This window comes from Acetobacterium sp. KB-1, assembly GCF_003260995.1.
Taxonomy (GTDB): domain Bacteria; phylum Bacillota; class Clostridia; order Eubacteriales; family Eubacteriaceae; genus Acetobacterium; species Acetobacterium carbinolicum.
This window is the reverse complement of the sequence record NZ_CP030040.1, coordinates 1,020,000-1,034,947: the sequence shown is the minus strand read 5'-3', so window position 1 is coordinate 1,034,947 and position 14,948 is coordinate 1,020,000. Positions and strand designations below refer to the sequence as shown.

At 42.5% G+C, this 14,948-nt stretch carries 14 protein-coding genes; 8 read left to right on the top strand and 6 right to left on the bottom strand.

The window, feature by feature from the left end; genetic code table 11:
* The first annotated feature begins 83 nt into the window (after positions 1-83).
* From tsaB to groL, 6 genes are all read left to right on the top strand, one after another.
* Positions 84-770, top strand: a complete 687-nt coding sequence (gene tsaB / locus DOZ58_RS04810; RefSeq protein WP_111887270.1) for a tRNA (adenosine(37)-N6)-threonylcarbamoyltransferase complex dimerization subunit type 1 TsaB — start codon at positions 84-86, stop codon at positions 768-770.
* On the top strand, positions 767-1,210 hold the full coding sequence (gene rimI / locus DOZ58_RS04805; protein ID WP_111887269.1) for a ribosomal protein S18-alanine N-acetyltransferase: 444 nt from the start codon (positions 767-769) through the stop codon (positions 1,208-1,210). The genes tsaB and rimI overlap by 4 nt, the downstream gene beginning before the upstream one ends.
* Entirely contained in the window at positions 1,203-1,907 is a 705-nt protein-coding gene (locus DOZ58_RS04800) for a TIGR01906 family membrane protein (RefSeq protein WP_162624426.1), read from the top strand. Before rimI ends, DOZ58_RS04800 begins: the two co-directional genes overlap by 8 nt.
* 17 nt (positions 1,908-1,924) lie before the next feature.
* Complete coding sequence (gene tsaD, locus DOZ58_RS04795) at positions 1,925-2,935, top strand: tRNA (adenosine(37)-N6)-threonylcarbamoyltransferase complex transferase subunit TsaD (RefSeq protein ID WP_111887267.1); 1,011 nt, start codon at positions 1,925-1,927, stop codon at positions 2,933-2,935.
* Positions 2,936-3,172: 237 nt separating this feature from the next.
* Positions 3,173-3,457, top strand: a complete 285-nt coding sequence (gene groES, locus DOZ58_RS04790; RefSeq protein ID WP_026394612.1) for a co-chaperone GroES — start codon at positions 3,173-3,175, stop codon at positions 3,455-3,457.
* A 30-nt stretch (positions 3,458-3,487) separates the two neighbouring features.
* Complete coding sequence (gene groL / locus DOZ58_RS04785; protein ID WP_111887266.1) at positions 3,488-5,119, top strand: chaperonin GroEL; 1,632 nt, start codon at positions 3,488-3,490, stop codon at positions 5,117-5,119.
* Positions 5,120-5,214: 95 nt separating this feature from the next.
* On the opposite strand, the gene DOZ58_RS04780 is transcribed toward groL, so the two are convergent.
* Both DOZ58_RS04780 and DOZ58_RS04775 read right to left on the bottom strand, forming a co-directional pair.
* Positions 5,215-5,448, bottom strand: coding sequence for a hypothetical protein (locus DOZ58_RS04780; protein WP_111887265.1), 234 nt, complete (start codon positions 5,446-5,448; stop codon positions 5,215-5,217).
* 56 nt (positions 5,449-5,504) lie between these two features.
* Entirely contained in the window at positions 5,505-7,433 is a 1,929-nt protein-coding gene (locus DOZ58_RS04775; protein ID WP_111887264.1) for an ABC-F family ATP-binding cassette domain-containing protein, read from the bottom strand.
* A gap of 148 nt (positions 7,434-7,581) precedes the next feature.
* Here DOZ58_RS04775 and DOZ58_RS04770 point away from each other — a divergent pair, with 148 nt between their 5' ends.
* Entirely contained in the window at positions 7,582-8,211 is a 630-nt protein-coding gene (locus DOZ58_RS04770; protein WP_111887263.1) for a redox-sensing transcriptional repressor Rex, read from the top strand.
* A gap of 146 nt (positions 8,212-8,357) precedes the next feature.
* On the opposite strand, the gene DOZ58_RS04765 is transcribed toward DOZ58_RS04770, so the two are convergent.
* The 4 genes from DOZ58_RS04765 to DOZ58_RS04750 form a co-directional block, all read right to left on the bottom strand.
* The gene (locus tag DOZ58_RS04765) at positions 8,358-8,738 is read right to left on the bottom strand and encodes a helix-turn-helix domain-containing protein (RefSeq protein ID WP_111887262.1); all 381 of its coding nucleotides are present in this window, start codon (positions 8,736-8,738) and stop codon (positions 8,358-8,360) included.
* Positions 8,739-8,868: 130 nt separating this feature from the next.
* The gene (locus tag DOZ58_RS04760; RefSeq protein ID WP_162624425.1) at positions 8,869-9,606 is read right to left on the bottom strand and encodes an FMN-binding protein; all 738 of its coding nucleotides are present in this window, start codon (positions 9,604-9,606) and stop codon (positions 8,869-8,871) included.
* Between the two features lie 157 nt (positions 9,607-9,763).
* Positions 9,764-11,386: a putative manganese-dependent inorganic diphosphatase gene (locus tag DOZ58_RS04755; RefSeq protein ID WP_111887260.1), complete on the bottom strand. Its 1,623-nt coding sequence runs from the start codon at positions 11,384-11,386 to the stop codon at positions 9,764-9,766.
* Positions 11,387-11,417: 31 nt separating this feature from the next.
* Positions 11,418-12,341 (bottom strand): alpha/beta hydrolase, encoded by a 924-nt coding sequence (locus DOZ58_RS04750; protein WP_111887259.1) that lies wholly within the window; start codon positions 12,339-12,341, stop codon positions 11,418-11,420.
* A gap of 184 nt (positions 12,342-12,525) precedes the next feature.
* On the opposite strand from DOZ58_RS04750, the gene DOZ58_RS04745 reads away from it, so the two are divergent.
* The gene (locus DOZ58_RS04745) at positions 12,526-14,946 is read left to right on the top strand and encodes a DNA internalization-related competence protein ComEC/Rec2 (RefSeq protein ID WP_111887258.1); all 2,421 of its coding nucleotides are present in this window, start codon (positions 12,526-12,528) and stop codon (positions 14,944-14,946) included.
* Positions 14,947-14,948 lie beyond the last annotated feature (2 nt).

Sequence of the window (14,948 nt, the reverse complement as noted above, 5' to 3'; positions counted from 1 at the left end):
TGATGATCGGTACCTTCTCTTTGTAAAATAGAAGAATTTTCAAAAGTTTAATGATAATATAATTTGAGAAGGAAAGATAAAAAATGAATACACTCACCATTGATACATCGACCATTGTGGCATCGGTTGCCATATTAAATGAAGAAAAATTAGTTGGCGAAATGATTATTAATCATCAAAAAAAACACTCGGAGAAACTGATGATTGCTATTGATCATTTGCTCAGTGATGGGGGGCTTTCCATAGCGGATATTGATGTTTTTGGCATTGTTTCCGGTCCGGGTTCTTTTACCGGGCTGCGTATTGGCATGGCTACTGTTAAGGGATTTGCCCAGGCCCTCAATAAACCGGTGGTCGGGGTGTCCACCCTGGAAGCCCTGGCGATGAATATTCCCTTTGCCAAGGGTCTGATTTGTCCGCTCCTGGATGCCCAGAGAAACCAGACCTATACCGGGGTTTTCCATTTTGAGGACGACCAGCTGGTTCGGGATATGGCCGATGCAGTGATGGAAATTGATGATCTCATTGCTTTTTTAAAAGCGAGAAATGAGACCATCTATTTTTTGGGTGATGGCTTACCGCGGTTTTCACAAATCCTGCAAGAAGCCCTTCCAACCGCCCGGCTGGTACCTAATTATCTCAACATGAATCGGGCGTCATCAGCGGGTGCCCTGGTCTTGGAGCGAGCATTAAAAGGCGAAACCAGCCATTATCTGGAAGTGGAACCCTCTTACATCCGGCCTTCCTACGCCGAAGAGCATAAAAAATGATGGTCCGCTATCGTTTAATGAGGTCCCAGGATGTCCCTGGGGTTTTTAAGGTGGATCAGGCTTGTTTTTTACATAATTGGACCCAGGATTCCTATCATGCCGAAATAAAAAACTGTCTCTCAAATTATATTGTGGCCGAAGCGGACGGCGAAATTATAGGGTTTGGCGGTTTTTGGCAGGTAATTGACGAAGCGCACATAACTAATATTGCGGTGCTAGAAGCTTATCGACAGATCGGGGTTGGGCAAAGCATTATGAATGCGATGCTTGCTCTGGCACAAGAGAAAGGCTGTGTGGGAATGACCCTGGAAGTAAGAGGGGATAATCAGCCGGCCCTTAATTTTTATTTAAAAAATAAGTTTACCCGGGAGGGTCGACGTAAAGATTACTATGGCCTGGGAATGGACGCAATCATCATGTGGAGGTATGGACTTGAATAAAAGCATTAAAATATTTTCGGTGTTGCTGGGAATTTTGTTTCCAGTAATAATTTTTATCAGCGGCATTGAAGTGGCAGTCTTTGACAAAGCGTTTTATATGGACCAGATGGAAAAGAATCAGGTCACTAAAAACACTGGTGTTTATCCCCCGGATATGGAGTTGGTGGTCACTGAAATGATCAGCTACTTAAAGGGAAACCGGCAGGATTTTGACATCAAAGCCCGTTTGGCTCCGGAAAATGCCAAAAACGTAGTGGATTATGTGTCTGTTTTCAACGAGAAAGAAATCACCCATATGGATGATGTCAGAGATCTGCTGTTATTCTTTCTTGGCCTTCGAAACGCGGCGATGAGTCTGGCACTGATAGCCTTTGTGATTCTTTTAAAATACAACAAGAAGGCCATACTCAAGGCTTTATTTTATGGATCGATTATTTTTATGGTGATCTTTCTGATTATTGGCGCATGCTTTATTTTTAATTTTAGCGACACGTTCATTCTTTTCCATCAGTTGTTTTTTTCGAACGACTTATGGATTATGGATCCATCAACTGACCGACTCATCTGGATTGTACCCGAGCCTTTTTTCTTTACCATGATCGGTCGAATGGTCGCCTACATCCTGGTACCTCTGGGGCTGACGACCCTCACAACGGGGCTGGTGTTATTTAAACAAACACGAACAAATAAATTGTAAATTTAATCGAGGTAAACATGAAAATTCTTAGCATTGAGACATCCTGTGACGAAACATCTGTGGCCATTGTAGAAGATGGTCGAAAAATACTGACCAATCGGATTTATTCCCAAATTGATATTCATCAAAAATATGGGGGCGTAGTGCCGGAGATTGCTTCCCGCAATCACGTGACCAAACTGCCTTATATCATCGATGAAGCCCTGGAAGAAAGCCGGCTGACCCTGGCTGAGATGGATGCCATTGCCGTGACCAACGGTCCGGGTTTGGTGGGGGCACTGCTAATTGGTCTCTCAACGGCAAAAGCGATGGCTTACAGTCTGGGAAAACCGCTGATTGGCGTACACCATATCGAAGGTCACATTGCGGCTAATTTTCTGCAGTATCCAGAGCTTACACCGCCCTTTCTGACATTGGTAGTATCTGGTGGCCACAGTCATCTGGTATTAGTGGAAGATTACCAGACCTTTAAGGTTTTGGGACGAACCATTGATGATGCCGCCGGGGAAGCCTTTGATAAAATTTCCCGAGTTTTGGGGCTGGGATATCCTGGTGGTCCGGCCATTGATGCGGCGGCAAAAAATGGCAACCCCGACGCGATCCCTTTTCCGCGGGTGATGCTCGATAAAACCCAGTATGATTTTAGCTTTAGTGGCTTAAAATCAGCGGTGCTTAATTATCTCAATGGCAAAAAAATGAAAACCGAAGCGATCAATCCCAATGATGTGGCGGCTTCTTTCCAGATGGCTGTTATCGAGGTGTTAGTGAGCAAAACCATCGCCTGCGCCAAAAGCATTGGCATGAAGACCATCTGTATGGCCGGAGGGGTATCCTGCAATTCGCTATTGCGTGAAATGATGGGGCAGGCAGCAGCAGCAGCAGGCATGACCCTGTTCTATCCTGATCCCATTCTCTGCACCGATAATGCCGCCATGATCGGTTCGATGGCTTATTATAATTATATCAATGGGGAAGAAAGTGACCTGAGTCTTAATGGCATTCCAGGTTTAAAAATTGGTACCCGGTAATGAAACGAGTCAGGGAAGAATGCTTAAGTTAAAAGGGTAAACGCATTTATATAAAGAGAACTGTATCCTCTTTAAAAATTAAAACAATCTTAAAAAAAATTAAGATCAACAAAAAGGGAAAAAACACTTGCAATCAATCTGCAAATCATTTAAAATACTATTAGCACTCAGGATGAATGAGTGCTAATAAAAGAAAAAAAGGTACAAGGTACCCAATATAATCAAATGGAGGAAAAAATGAGTTTAAGACCTTTAGGTGACAAAGTAGTTATTAAAGTTAAAGCTGAAGAAGTAAAAACTTTAGGTGGAATTGTTTTACCAGGATCTGCCCAGGAAAAACCACAGCAGGGTAAGGTAGTTGCAGTTGGAACTGGAGAAATTATTGATGGCAAAAAAGTGCCATTGGATGTTAAGGTAGATGATGAAGTTATCTATTCCAAATACTCCGGTAATGAAGTGAAAATTGGCGATGAAGAGTTTTTAATCATCCGTCAAGCTGATATTTTAGCAATCGTAGAATAATAAAATTTAGAAAAACAGGAGGAAAATAATATGGCTAAAGAAATAAAGTTTCGTGAAGATGCCAGAGAATCACTGATCGCTGGTGTAGACAAATTAGCAAACACCGTTAAGGTAACATTAGGACCAAAAGGAAGAAATGTTATTTTAGCAAAATCATATGGTTCACCAACCATCACCAATGATGGGGTAACCATTGCCAAAGAAATTGAACTGGAAGATGCCTTTGAAAACATGGGTGCTCAGCTGGTTAAAGAAGTCGCTACCAAAACGAATGACGTTGCTGGTGATGGAACAACCACAGCCACCTTATTGGCTCAGGCAATTGTTCGAGAAGGTAACCGTAATGTTGTTGCCGGTGCAAATCCAATGGTCCTCAAAAAAGGAATTGAAAAAGCAGTTGTGGCTGTTGTTGAAGAATTAAAAGCAAACAGCAAAAAAATCGAAAGCAAAGAAGCAATCGCTCAGGTTGCATCCATTTCGGCAGCTGATGCTGAAATTGGTAAACTGATTTCCGAAGCCATGGATAAAGTTGGTGATGACGGTGTTATCACAGTTGAAGAAGGCAAAGGCATGGGTACTGAACTGGAATTTACCGAAGGGATGCAATTTGACCGTGGTTACTTATCAGCCTACATGGCAACGGATACCGAAAAAATGGTTGCCATCCTTGATAATCCATATATCTTAATCACAGACAAAAAAATTACAAATATTCAAGAAATTTTACCGATTCTGGAACAAATCGTTCAATCTGGCAGCAAACTGTTAATCATTGCGGAAGATGTCGAAGGCGAAGCATTAGCAACATTGGTTGTTAATAAATTACGAGGAACCTTTAACTGTGTCGCTGTAAAAGCACCCGGCTTTGGCGACCGACGTAAAGCAATGTTGGCTGATATTGCGGCATTAACGGGTGGCGAAGTTATTTCGGATGAACTAGGTCTGGAACTCAAAACTACCACCATCGAACAATTAGGTCGTGCCCGTCAGGTTAAAGTTGATAAAGAAGATACTATTATTGTTGAAGGTAGCGGAAACAAAGACGCGGTGGCCGAACGAATTCGTCAGATCAAAGCGCAGATTCCAGAAACTTCTTCAGAATATGATAAAGAGAAATTACAGGAACGTTTGGCTAAATTATCTGGTGGCGTAGCGGTTATTCAGGTTGGTGCAGCCACCGAAACTGAACTTAAAGAAATCAAATATCGAATTGAAGACGCCTTGAATGCGACTCGAGCAGCGGTTGAAGAAGGCGTTGTATCCGGTGGTGGTACTGCTTATATCAATGCGATTCCAAAAGTTGATGCTTTAATTGAAACCCTCGAAGGCGACGAAAAAACTGGCGCTTACATTATCCGTCGGGCCATCGAAGAACCAATGCGTCAAATTGCTGATAATGCTGGTCTTGAAGGCTCTGTTATTGTTTCGCAAATGGCTGGTAAAAAAGTTGGCGTTGGTTATGACGCTGCTAAAGGTGAGTTTGTTGATATGTTCCAGGCTGGAATCATTGACCCAACCAAGGTAACCCGTTCTGCGATTCAAAACGCAGCCAGTGTTTCGGCAATGTTCTTAACGACTGAAGTAGCAGTTGCCGATCTTCCTAGCGAAGATGCCGGTATGGGCGGAATGCCAGGCGGTATGGGCGGAATGCCAATGATGTAAGCCTTAAGGCTACATCATTACGATTAATCGATTTAAATAAAATAAAAGGCAGTCTCATTCGAGGCTGCCTTTTATTTTTAAGGATTTAGAAACGTTTAGTCAACATCGTAGGGGATACCAGCAAAAAGTACTTCCATTTCTGGTTGTTCCAATTCAGCCAGTTTGACAATCAGACCGTTAAGCAGGGTGATCATTGCCTGGGCATCCGGGGATTCGTCATCAGTTGGTTTAGCGGCGTACAGGGCAATCAGCATAGTATTTCTGGTGGTGCCTTTCACATCTTTAAACAGGGTATTTAAGACTCTTTTTTCATTCGTTGTTAGTTTCATTGTTTCCTCCAAAATTTTTTAAAGTATTTTACAAAATCACAGTTGTGCATTAAAGTTTACTCGTTTTCCAGAGCCATCAGGGCGATCTCCCAGGAATCAGTCAGTTCAGACAGCTGTTGCTTGTGCGCTTCATAGGTGAGATTGATTTCTGCTGCCAGGGTGAGATTATCGTAGAAATCCGGGGCACACATCGCGGCTTCAATGGACTCGATTTTTTGTTCCGTTGTTAGAATGTCTTCTTCGATTTCTTTAACTTTTTTCTTTAAGAGCCGCATTCTGGCTTCTTCTTCTTTTTGTTTCTTGCGATCCGTTTTCTGTTGTGTTTTAGTTGGGACGGTTTTGTTTTCAGCCGCAATAACCGCTTCCCGTTCGGAAGCATCGGTCTTATGTTTTACATAGTCGTCATAGTTGCCCAGATGGATTTCCATACCATCGGCAGAAAATTGGTAGATCTGTGTTGAGATCCGGTTAAGAAAATATCGATCATGCGAGATAAATAGTAGCGTTCCTTCATATTGGCTCAAGGCACTTTCAAGAATTTCCTTGGTATCCATGTCGATATGATTGGTGGGCTCATCCATCAGCAGGAAGTTCGATTGGGAGATCATCAGACGGGCCAGTAGCAATCGTGCCTTTTCACCGCCGGATAGGGTGTTGATTGGTTTGAAGACCTCGTCACCCACAAATAAAAAGGCTGCCAGGATATTTCGCAGTTCGCCTTCAGTCAATTTTGAATCAACATCCCACAGCGCTTCTAAAAGATTTTCGTTGTAGAATTTCTTTAGATCCTGATGCTCCTGATCGAAATAGCCGATATGAACTTTTTGACCCCGGCGAATTTCACCAGCATCAGCGGCCAGTTTTTCTTGCAAGATGCGAAAGAGGGTCGTTTTACCAGCGCCATTGGGTCCGATAATACCGATTTTGTCGCCGCGATGAATTTCGAAATTCATATTTTGAAAAAGCAGACGATTATCAAAGGATTTTTTGAGCCCGGTTACCGCTAAAACATCATTGCCACTTTTAACCCGGGGAATAAAGCTAAAATGGCTGTTATGAGTAGTTTCGACTTTATCGAGTAGCTCAATTTTGTTTAAGGCCTTTTCCCAGCTGGAAGCCCGTTTAGAGCTTTTAATGGAGTTATAGGCCCGAAACCGATCAATGACTTCCTGCTGGTGTTTGATTTCTTTCATTTGTTGCTGATATTGGTGGTTTTGTTCCATCAGATCCTGACGTTTTTTAACGGCGTATTGGGTATAATTGCCATGATATTCCTTAACATTTTTCTGCGTCACTTCGATAATGGAGGTACATACCTTGTCAATGAAATAGCGGTCATGGGACACGATGATAAAGGTTCCGGGGTAATTCTTCAGGTATTGTTCCAGCCATTGCAGCGCATCGATGTCTAAGTAGTTGGTCGGTTCGTCGAGTAAGAGCAGTTGCGGTTCCTGAAGCAGAATCTGACCCAGAGTAGCCCGCGTTTTTTCACCGCCGCTGAGCATTGAGAAGGCTTTGTTCTGGTCTTCTGCCTTAAAGCCCAGGCCATTGATAACCCCGCGGATGCGACTGGGGTATTCGTAGCCATGATTTTTGGCAAAGCTTTCCTGAAGCTCCCCAAACTCCAGCATCAGTTTTTCCTGATCCTCACCAGAAGCGCGCGTAATGGCATCACCGATCTGTTTGATTCGCTTTTCCATCTTGATCAGCGGTTTAAAAACATCGGTAAGCATCTCAAGCAGCGTGGTATTTTCGGCGACATTGGATTCCTGGGATAAGTAGCTGATCGATAGTCCGTTTTTTATACTGATTCGCCCGGTGTCGGGAATCAATTCTCCGGTAATCAGTTTTAAGAGGGTTGATTTCCCGGTGCCATTTCGGCCGACCAGACCGATTTGCTTTTTTTCGTTAATGGAAAGATTGAGTTTATTAAAAATTTCATGGATGCCATAACTAAAATGCAAATTTTCTATATTGATTAACATTATTTCACCTGTTTTCGTTTTAGTTCAGTTATTTTAGGTTCACTTTTACTATTCTATCAAAAAAATCCACAAATTAAAATGAATAATTTGACGTAATTGATACATATTGATATAATTAATCATTATCCGAAAGAAAGGAGAAGTTATCATGCATCGCTTCTCAAAAAAAGTTTCTATGACCGTTGTTAAACGGTTGCCAAAGTATTACCAATATTTAAGTGATTTACAGCTCAATGATATCGAAAAAATATCATCCCGAGAACTAGCAAGTTTAATGGGACTGACAGCTTCTCAAATCAGGCAGGATTTAAATTCCTTCGGAGGTTATGGTCAGCAAGGTTATGGCTATAACGTGGGAGAATTAAAGGAAGCGATCAAGGAGATTCTTGGTCTTGATAGTGAATATAACTGCATTATTATCGGTGCTGGAAATATGGGTCATGCCATAGCCAATTATGAACGCTTCAGGCGGGAAGGTGTCATCCTAAAGGGCGTCTTTGATGTTGATCCACTCATGGTTGGGACTGTCGTTGGTAGTGTGGTTGTAAAACATATGGAAGAACTGGGTGCTTTTGTTAAGTCCAATGAAATCGATATTGCTATTTTGTGCGTACCCCGGGAGGTGGGCCAGAAGGTGGCGGCTCAGGTAACCGAATTAGGGGTGAAAGGGATTCTTAATTTTAGTCCATTGGATTTGGATGTCCCCAGTGATGTTGTTGTCGAAAATGTAAATATTACAGATAGTTTGTTTACCTTAACCTATCTGCTGGGCGAGTAACGACGAGCTAAGAATAGTAAGAGTTTGATTGACAATCAGACTCTTTATATTTTTGCGTGAAATAAAAAAAACTAAAAAAGAAACACGGATTCCGTGTTTCTTTTATTTATAACAAGCTATGTAAACATAATTTTCATCGTTTTTAATTACTTCCCGCTGGAACTCTTAAAATTAATAAAATCAAGAACTTCCTGCTTGTAGCTTTCAGGGAAAGAGAAGTAAGAAGAAAAAGAATCAACTTCTTCGTTGGAAAACACGTAAGATTTTAAAAATTCTTCACAGGTCATCGGTTTGGGATTGCTTGGTAAAAGTTTTGGCTGGTCGGTTCTGCATAATAAATAGTCAACAGAAACTTCAAAAAAATCAGCGATCTTAATCAGTAATTGGTTTTCCGGTAAATTCTTATCTTTTTCATATTTAGAGATAGAGCTTTTGTTAAGATAGAAAAGATTGGCAAAATTTTCCTGAGTAAGTCGTTTAGAAATTCGCAACGCCTTTAATCGAGTACCAAAAGTATTATTTTCCATTATTTTCACCTTCTTTCAGCTTAGAATTGTTGGCATAAATGCACTGGCCATTGCTTTATTATAACACAGCTTTAACATTTGTCAAGAATTTCAGTTGAATTTAAGTAATAAAATTTAAATTGGTAAGGCATCAAAAGGGCGATCTCGCTTCTCTTAGTAGTCGCAGACACTCCTCGTATTTGGCTTTCTCATGGATTGCATCATTGGCAGGAAATGCTGATTCCAGGGATTGATTATTGACTGCTGTTTGAGTTATTGTGTCAAATAAAGCATTAAAATCTGCGTTTTCCGGAGAATCAGTTGATTTGCGTTTTGATTTTCCGTCTTCGGTTATAATTTCATCGTAATTAAGAGCAGTCAAAGTTGAACCATTAAAAGTGGCTTCAAGGACCCCTTGATAGCCATCATGATCGGGTGGGGTGATGATCGTGTAGGTATCAAGGGTATCAATTTTTATTGGTTCTTGATCACCTTTTTTAGCTTGAGCAAAAATTTTCTTTGCTAATTTTACATAGCGTTCAGATGTTTGGGTCGCCCCAGAGATAGCATCTATTTCATCAGGGTTTTGAGAAGAGATCAGTTCGTTATAAAGCCGGAGGTAAAGGCTACTTAAATTCGTTACAACTAAATTTGGCCAGGTTTTATCGGGGCCATCCACAGCCAAGCGATCAGTTTTACTTCGATCAATTTCTTGAAAATTCACCTTGGTAATGAGGCCGTTCTTGATGAAAATATTTAATTGTTGAGCGTAACCTCTACCATCATAGTAGCTTGTCGTGGCTGTATACTGGCCGTCGATCAGGGTTTCTAAATTTTTAGTAGGCATAATTGCACCGGTTGTGGGATCGTTAATCAGTTCTTTTTCCACACATCCGGTTAATAAAAGCGGTATCAAGGCAGCAGCCAGGATAAAATTGCCAAGGCGAAAAGCGCTACCAGTTTTAAATTTATTGTTTTGCATCATCATCACCAATTTTCATAGTATCTGTAGTCAGTGCCTATCCAGTGTTTGTTCAGTACTGGCACTAATAAGCTGAGGCGTTCATCAATGGCGGAACGATCTGTTTTTTTCTCGAAAAAACGCCATTCATGTATTTACTGAATTCCCCGGGTTGGAAACCGAACGCCAGCTGAGCAAGATTTTTAGCGTCCCCGGCGATGATCAACTCGGTTCCTCCTAAGATAATGTCGGTGACCATTAAAAGGGTCAGATCCAGGTGTTCTTCCTCACACAATTTATTCATTTCCAGTAGAACCCCATCCAATTTATTAAATATTCCCCGGAAATCCCCAGTGTTAATTTGAGATACCCCAATTTTATAGGACCCCATGGTAAAGAGTTTCCGGTCAGTGGATAGGATTTCAAAAGGGTGCATTTCTTTTAAATTACTACCGGCCACGAGCATTTTTTCACCGTAGCTTTTAACGTCAATCGCAAGCATTTTACCCAATTTCCTGGCGATTGTCCGATCCTCTTTGGTGCAGGTGGGTGAATTAAACAGTAGCGTATCAGAGATAATGGCGCTGAGCATCAGACCCGCCATCACACGAGGGATCGGGATTTTATTTTCATGGTACATTTTTGCAACGATGGTTGCTGTACAGCCAACCGGTTCAATGCGAAGATAGAGAGGTGTGGCGGTTTGTATTTCGGCCACGCGATGGTGGTCGATGACTTCAATGATCTCAGCTTCCTCGACACCAATAATGGATTGATTCCGCTCATTGTGGTCTACCAGAATAACCTTCTTGCGGCTAAAGTCAATCAGGTTACTCCGGGAAATGGTTGAAATGACCTTTCCGTCTTCATCTACTACCGGGAAGCGATCATGATCAGAGGTCAGAATATTTTTTTTGACATCATCGATGGTTTCATAGGTCATAAAATACTCCAGATTATTTTTCTGGTAATATTTTTTTATCGGAATTCCCTGACATAGAAGACGGATAACTTCAAAGGGACCAAAGGCAACGGTTAGAATAGTCCCCTGATAGTCGTTGGAAATTGGCATGTCAAACTCCGGAGACGCGTTTGAAACAATAATGATGCCAGCACCGGTGGATAAAGCCCGGTTTAGATAAATATCCTGCTCAACGGTGACCAGAATGTCCTCGCTTCCCAGGGTTTGACCCGCCTTTATTTCGGTGATGGTGTACACATCCCCGTGCACCAATTCGGATTTGATTGATCCGTAAACACGGGCGCTTAGCAATTCAATAATGTTTTTCAGCGGGGTTTCGCTGTCCCGTAGCAGGGATTTTGAAAAAGCATCTGTGTAAGCTGGAATAATGTCTGACAGGGAAACCATACCGATCAGTTTGTTGTCATCGCTGACCACTGGCAGGGAGCGGCCGGGATGATCGATGATCTGCCCCATCGTTTTGGAGACGGAGTCCTTCTCATTGGCCATCGAAAAATCGGTGAGAACCAGATCGGAAACCTGGGGCTTGACATCTTTGATCAATTCGGGCAAATCTGCCCCAAAGGTATCCAGAACAAATTGGGTTTCTTTATTGATCGGCCCCAATCGGGCTGGGAAGACCTGGGGATGTCCCAGGGTTTGTTTTAAGTGGGCATAAGCAATGGCAGAACAGATGGAATCGGTATCTGGATTGCGGTGCCCGAAGACATATACTTTATGGGTCATCGAGGGACCTCCTTTTTGTTTAGATAGTTTATTAGGCATTCAAAAATCGTAGTACGTCCCGATAGACAAGATCTCGTTTATCTTCATTAAGAATTTCATGTCGCATCAGTGGATAGAGAATGAGATTAACCTCTAAAGCGCCAGCATTTTTTAATTTTCGGGTGATATGAACCACTTCTTTGCCCATCCCCCCGACAGGGTCATCCCGACCAGCTAAAAAAAGGAAGGGGAAATCGCTGGGGATTTTTTTAAGGTTGGACGCCTTTGCTGAGTAGTCAATACCATAAAATAAATCGCGGTAAAATCCGGCACTGCAGGTAAATCCACAAAGAGGATCCTCGATATAGGCATCGACATTGTTTTTGTTCATGGAAATCCAATCGTATTCGGTGCGGTTGGGTTTGAATTTTTTATTGTAGCTGCCAAAGGAAAGATCAGAAAGCAGTTTAGAAGGTGTTTTCTCACCCTTTTTTCGGATCTCCCAGCGGGCAATAAGGCTGGCCGTTTTACGCATAAATCTGTTGATGCCGATGGTGGTGCCAATAATAACAGCCCCGTCATAGAGTTCGGCGTGATCGATGACAGCTGTTCGGGTTACCACTGAACCCATGCTGTGTCCGACGATAAACAAGGGTAGATCCGGGTAGATCTCTTTAAGCATGCCGGAGATCTCTCTAACATCTGCGACAACGCGTTTCCAGCCATTACTGCTGTCAAAAAAACCGGGATTGCCAGAATCTATGCCAGTTTGACCATGCCCTCGCTGATCGTGAATGACAGCCAGGTAGGAGTGGCAATATAAAAAGTCCATAAATTCATGATAGCGTCTGGCATGTTCGGCCATGCCATGAACAATCACAACGACACCCTTTGGGTTGGCAGGGCAGGGTGTTTCATAATAAGTCAGCTTCACTTCATCGGAGGCATAAAAACGATTGGTTGTTAAATTAATCATTGGCTGTCCCTTCTTTCGGATTGTCTTTAATCTATTTTCATATTATAACAAAATATCTTAAAAAAAACAGGGTTACCCGTACTAAAAAGAAGATAATCGGTGTATAATTAAGATAAAATTGTTAGGAGTATTGAAAATGAAATTAACGGTACTTGGTAATAAGGGACCCTTTAAGGTTATTTAAATGAAGCGACCGTTATTATGGGGATTTATTACCCTAAGTATGGGTATTGCCGGAGTTTATTATCATTTACCGCCTTGGGTGATGCTTGGTTTCATCGGCTTTCTGGCAGGAGTGCCGTTCTTTCTCAAAAATATCAAAATCGCCCAGATGGTATTCGTCCTTGGGTTATTCGGGGCAGGTGTTATTTTGGGCTACGGAGCCTTTCCGGAGTCGGATGCGTTGGAAACCTTCTATGAAAAAGACGTTTCGCTTATCGGGATAGTCACCGATTATCCGATTCGCTTTGAAAATCGCTTAACCATCAATCTAACGACTAAAGAACTGGTCACGACTGCAGAGAAGAACAATCGTCTTGAGGACGCAAAGGGGATCCGAGCAACGCTCTACTATCAGGCAGATGCGAACGCGACCGACGAGAATGAAGCGTTAGCGACTGCCACAGATCAGCAATTAAACCTTGTACCTGGTGATGTGCTGTTATTACAGGGTAAACTGTCAAAGCCGGCCGGAAAAAGAAATCCTGGCGGTTTTGATTATGGCCTGTATCTAAAATCCCGGTCTATTGACGGGTTGCTGACGATCAAACCCGACAATCTTTTACACGTCGGTCAGGAAACGACAGTATTCTACCAGATATTGGGTATTAAAAGAGCCTTGGAAAATCAATTGGAGGTCAGCTTTTCACAGGATGTGTCAGATTTGCTCAAGGGTGTGGTTTTTGGTGAAAAAAATATCAATGAGAATCTGACGAAGCGCTTTCAAGATGCCGGCGTCACCCATGTTTTATCGGTTTCTGGACTCCATGTGGGGTATGTGTTCCTGGCGCTGTCCTTGCTGCTGATAATGGCAAAGATAAAAAAGCGTTATTGGATCATTTTTCTGACCCCGGTTTTACTGTGTTACATTGCCATCACCGGGTTCGCACCATCGGTGATCCGGGCGTCGATTATGCTCCTGTGCCTGACTTGGGGACAGGGAATTCATCGGGAACGGGATGCCTTGAATCAACTTAGTTTGGCCGGACTGGTGATTTTAGGGATCTGGCCGGCACAACTATTTCAAGCCGGTTTTCAACTATCGATGGGTGCGGTACTCGGGATTATCCTGTTTTATCGTCCATTACTGTATTTGTATGAGAAATGGCGTAATAAAAAGCGGGTGCACAATAAAATAAAATCCGGCCCGGTGGTTCAGGGCCTGGTCTTGACTTTTTGTGCCACAGTGGGCACAATGCCGATTCTTTTATACCATTTTAAGAGCTTTACATTGATAAGTTTCTTATCTAATTTGCTGGTAGTCCCCTTGATTGGCGTATTTTTGCTAGCCGGGATGGGTTTTCTGATGATCATTTCGATCGTGCCCGTTTTAGCTCCTGTTTTGTCCCTACCGGTGGCATTCTTAGGGGAGTCTATTATTGTCGTGCTGGATGGAATCAATGATCTGGGAAAGGTTGCAAATATTTTGTGGATAAACCGTGGCGGATTATCCCTGGCTGAAACGGGACTGTTTTTACTGCTGGTCTTTCTGATTTCAGGCTATTTTTATCTCCGCCAGCCTTATGTTCGAAACACGGTAATGAGTTTGGGACTAGTGCTGGCGCTAATAGTGATGGCAACGTCGCTGTTTCCCAAAAATCTGGTAGTAACGGTTCTTGATGTCGGTCAGGGTGACAGTATTTTGATTGAGACCCCGGGCGGGCTGAACTATCTGGTCGATGGCGGCGGCTATCTCTTTGAACGATCCAATCGGGTTTCAGATCAGGTGCTGTATCCCGCCTTGTATTCAAAAAACATCCGAGCTCTGGATGCCATCTTTTTAACTCACAACCATGTGGATCATAGTCAGGGGGTTGAGGAACTGGTCTTTGATGGTTATCCGGTTAAAAATTTATTTATGAGTATTCATACGAATAATGAAGCGCTTCTTGATCAGCAGTTGGCTCCGGTTTCTTTGTTAAAAGAGGGATCAGTCATTGAAGGGAGTGACGGTGTGACCATTAAGGTATATAATCCCGAAGGGACAATCATCCCCAAAGAGGACGAACAACAGAATAATGCCTCGCTGGTGATGTCAGTTTCCTATCAAAAGTTCAATCTGCTTTTATGTGGCGATATTGAAGCCGAGGTTGAAGAAAAACTGGCAAAAGAATTTCGTGCCCTTAGCAGTCAACAAGATTTTCAAATCATCAAAATTCCTCATCATGGTAGCAAAACTTCATCCAGTCTGGCATTTCTTCAGGCGGTTGATCCGGAAATAGCAGTGATTTCGGTCGGGGCTAATAATTTTTTTAACCATCCCAGCGATGTGGTAATGGATCGTTTAGCCGCGCAAGAAATGATGACACTGCGAACCGATGAAAGAGGCGCTGTGGAAATTACCAGCAACGGAGAATTTATCCGTATCAATCACTATGTGAATTAAAC

Excerpts from the sequence above, each read along its gene's own strand:
- tsaB (WP_111887270.1), top strand. The coding sequence starts at position 84 with ATGAATACACTCACCATTGATACATCGACCATTGTGGCATCGGTTGCC.
- groL (WP_111887266.1), top strand. The coding sequence starts at position 3,488 with ATGGCTAAAGAAATAAAGTTTCGTGAAGATGCCAGAGAATCACTGATC.
- DOZ58_RS04765 (WP_111887262.1), bottom strand. The coding sequence starts at position 8,738 with ATGGAAAATAATACTTTTGGTACTCGATTAAAGGCGTTGCGAATTTCT.
- DOZ58_RS04775 (WP_111887264.1), bottom strand. The coding sequence starts at position 7,433 with ATGTTAATCAATATAGAAAATTTGCATTTTAGTTATGGCATCCATGAA.
- DOZ58_RS04770 (WP_111887263.1), top strand. The coding sequence starts at position 7,582 with ATGCATCGCTTCTCAAAAAAAGTTTCTATGACCGTTGTTAAACGGTTG.
- rimI (WP_111887269.1), top strand. The coding sequence starts at position 767 with ATGATGGTCCGCTATCGTTTAATGAGGTCCCAGGATGTCCCTGGGGTT.
- DOZ58_RS04745 (WP_111887258.1), top strand. The coding sequence starts at position 12,526 with ATGAAGCGACCGTTATTATGGGGATTTATTACCCTAAGTATGGGTATT.
- DOZ58_RS04750 (WP_111887259.1), bottom strand. The coding sequence starts at position 12,341 with ATGATTAATTTAACAACCAATCGTTTTTATGCCTCCGATGAAGTGAAG.
- groES (WP_026394612.1), top strand. The coding sequence starts at position 3,173 with ATGAGTTTAAGACCTTTAGGTGACAAAGTAGTTATTAAAGTTAAAGCT.
- DOZ58_RS04780 (WP_111887265.1), bottom strand. The coding sequence starts at position 5,448 with ATGAAACTAACAACGAATGAAAAAAGAGTCTTAAATACCCTGTTTAAA.
- DOZ58_RS04755 (WP_111887260.1), bottom strand. The coding sequence starts at position 11,386 with ATGACCCATAAAGTATATGTCTTCGGGCACCGCAATCCAGATACCGAT.
- tsaD (WP_111887267.1), top strand. The coding sequence starts at position 1,925 with ATGAAAATTCTTAGCATTGAGACATCCTGTGACGAAACATCTGTGGCC.